General features: G+C 36.3%; 4 protein-coding genes. All 4 read right to left on the bottom strand.

Annotated elements, in window-relative coordinates; all coding sequences use genetic code 11:
• Positions 1-136: 136 nt before the first annotated feature.
• Complete coding sequence (locus tag CGZ90_RS19945; RefSeq protein WP_094254226.1) at positions 137-1,198, bottom strand: copper resistance D family protein; 1,062 nt, start codon at positions 1,196-1,198, stop codon at positions 137-139.
• Positions 1,195-1,725, bottom strand: coding sequence for a copper resistance CopC family protein (locus tag CGZ90_RS19940; RefSeq protein ID WP_094254225.1), 531 nt, complete (start codon positions 1,723-1,725; stop codon positions 1,195-1,197). Before CGZ90_RS19940 ends, CGZ90_RS19945 begins: the two co-directional genes overlap by 4 nt.
• A 49-nt stretch (positions 1,726-1,774) precedes the next feature.
• Entirely contained in the window at positions 1,775-2,479 is a 705-nt protein-coding gene (locus CGZ90_RS19935; RefSeq protein ID WP_094254224.1) for a cytochrome c biogenesis CcdA family protein, read from the bottom strand.
• 20 nt (positions 2,480-2,499) lie between these two features.
• Positions 2,500-2,719, bottom strand: a 220-nt coding sequence (locus CGZ90_RS19930) for a PCYCGC motif-containing (lipo)protein (protein WP_240515503.1), incomplete at its 5' end; no start/stop codon positions are given.

The raw sequence follows: 2,719 nt of genomic DNA, 5'->3' as shown, positions 1-2,719 counted from the left end.
AGAAAATCTCAGAATGATAATAGTAAATAACCAAGGAAACAGTTATCAGTTATTGAGGAATTTTCCATGTCCGAGAAAACCCCCTCTCATCAATTTGAGAGGGGGTTTTCTCGCTTCTGAAATAATTGATAAGCAGTTATTGGCTGACCAAATTCATCAATCCTAAATAACAAGTTATTATATAAGCAATACTGAAGATCAACGGAAAAACAATACTCATTTTCTTTTTAAAACTCATAACAATTAAGAAAAGGAAAAGGAGTGAAATACACACAAGCAGGTTGCCATACAGAGAAGGCTGAAAATGCAACTCAAATGGAGCTTTTAGATTACTTCCCATCAATATTTCTACCCATTCTGCAGTCTCAACTGTTTCGTGAGGTGGTGATAGCGTTCCTAGTCTACTTGTAAAGAAAAACACAACAAGTAAAATAACGCTTTCTGCTCTTATCCATGAGCGAGGTTGAAAGGACTGATTTACATTTGCCTTTTTCGCCAAAATCCCGTTGAGGAATGCAAAAACGAGAATGGGAACAATACTGATATGTTTAAGCAATAGCATTTGACCGTATGGAATAGCCCAAGAGTTAAGATATTCGTTAGTTTCTACAACTTTAATCATGATAAAGATACCACTTATTAATAGGATAACGACACATCCGATGGCTACTGGACTAAACCATTTTAAAAACGATCCCCAGTTGCTTGATTCTTTTGCAAACCAAGCCACTTGAAGTAAAACTCCAACCCAAATGCACACGACTAAGAAATGCACCGTGTGAAGAAGGAAACCCGACCAGAACGAAAGAGATGCCACATGACCTGCATATCCGACAGAACCTATCAATAATAGCATTAAAAATGCTTGTATATGTTTGGATCCCCTGAAAACAAATGTAATCCATAATAAAAATGAAACAGCAACTGTAAAAATCCAACCTTTTCCTACGTCAAATTGAGTGAGCACTAAATAAGTGGTATGGCGGAACCCAAAGTCTTCTGCAAAATAATTGATTACATAGAGTACAGGTCCAAAGGAGAAAAGTATAATTCCTAAAGGCATCAACAGCAATAATACTCTAGGCATTCTGATAGTTGGCTTCTTTGAATCGGAAATGTACTGTATGATCACGTGTCCGACAAGTAACGAAAAGAATACATAGTTTAAGAACTCAGCGAATGGAAAAAAACTTTTCATATTTTCCTCTTTGCAATTTTGAGAAAGAAGACGATTGCTGCTAACAAAAAGCCGAGAGTGATAAAGAATACTGGGCTCATCTCTTCTTTCTTATCAGAAACATTCTCTTCTTTCTTTTGTTCTTGAGAACCCTTTTCTGTTTCTTCTCCTGCCGAAGGATTCACGTCTTCTTTTTTTTCAATTTGAACCTTAAATGGGATTTGTCCCTCAATGGGATGACCATCAGTTCCAATGATTCTCCATTGTATAATATAGGAACCGTTATCCAGAGCACTAGTAAGTTTGCCACTCATTTTCTTTTCCTCAACAATCAGTGAATCAAGTTCAATTTCTTGTCCATCATCCCTCACTATCTGCATTGAGCTTAAGGATTCTATCTTAGTTTTAAATTGTAGGGTTAGTTCTTTTCGTTCCTCTTTCACCACGGCACCCTCAGCAGGATTGGATGATTCCAGTCCTGTATGTGCACTTGTAATTGTCGGGAAAATAATTGTAAATAAAGCAAGCATGAACAATATTTTTTTCATTTACAACACCTCTCTTTATTTATTGATTCGCGAAATTTGTAGTATGAGGTCAAAAACCTGTGAAACCACCAAAAACAGGAGTAAGGAATGAAATTATCTTTGTCATCATATCAAAATACAACAAGATTCCCATCAAAATCATTACATAGCCACCTGCTTTCATAAAAATGTGGCTGTAATTCTTTATCCATTGAATGTTCCCAACAAAGAAAGTAAGGATAAAAAATGGAATGGCAAACCCTAGTGAATAAAAACTCATATATAGTAAACCTGATTGAGGGTTAGATACTCCTAACGTCATTACAGCTGCAAGGATAGGACCTGTACATGGCGTCCAACCCGCCGCGAATCCTAAGCCGATAAATACCGATCCGATATAACCTGAAGGACGTTTGGAAAAATGTATTTTTCTATCCTTCATTAAAAAGCTTACGTTTATCAATCCAGTTACCATCAAACCAAAAAATGCGATGATGATGGCTCCAACCTGGCGAAGAAAATCCTTGTACTGAATAAAAAATGACCCAATAAACGAGCTGGACAATCCTAATGCCATGAAGATAATTGAAAAGCCTAAGAGAAAACACATCGTGTGTAAGAAAGATTGTTTGTTGAATTTCTTTTTCTCTTTTAAATCTCTGACTGACATGCCAGTTATATAGGATAAAAATGAAGGATATAATGGCAGTGAACATGGCGAAAGAAAGGACAAAAACCCAGCAATGAAGGAAAAAAATATATTTAAATCAGTCATTAACAGTCTCCCTTTATAATCTACATTTCTGGCGTTGGTGTTGGTTTTGCATATCCTTGTTTGTATGTCTCATCAATAGTATTTCTGATTTCTTTAATTGATTTTCCTTTACTGTAATCCAACACAGACTTTGCTGCTATTTCTAGACAAACTCCGCATTTCGTCCCATGATCATCCCACACAATTGCTCCGCTTTTCTTGTTTTCAAACACAAAACAGTCGTAGTTGTTCTTGTGGCCT

Origin of the sequence: Fictibacillus aquaticus (assembly GCF_002245695.1) — a bacterium.
Taxonomy (GTDB): Bacteria; Bacillota; Bacilli; order Bacillales; family Fictibacillaceae; genus Fictibacillus; species Fictibacillus aquaticus.
Note: the sequence above shows the minus strand (reverse complement) of the source record. Positions and strands in the feature narration are given on the sequence as shown.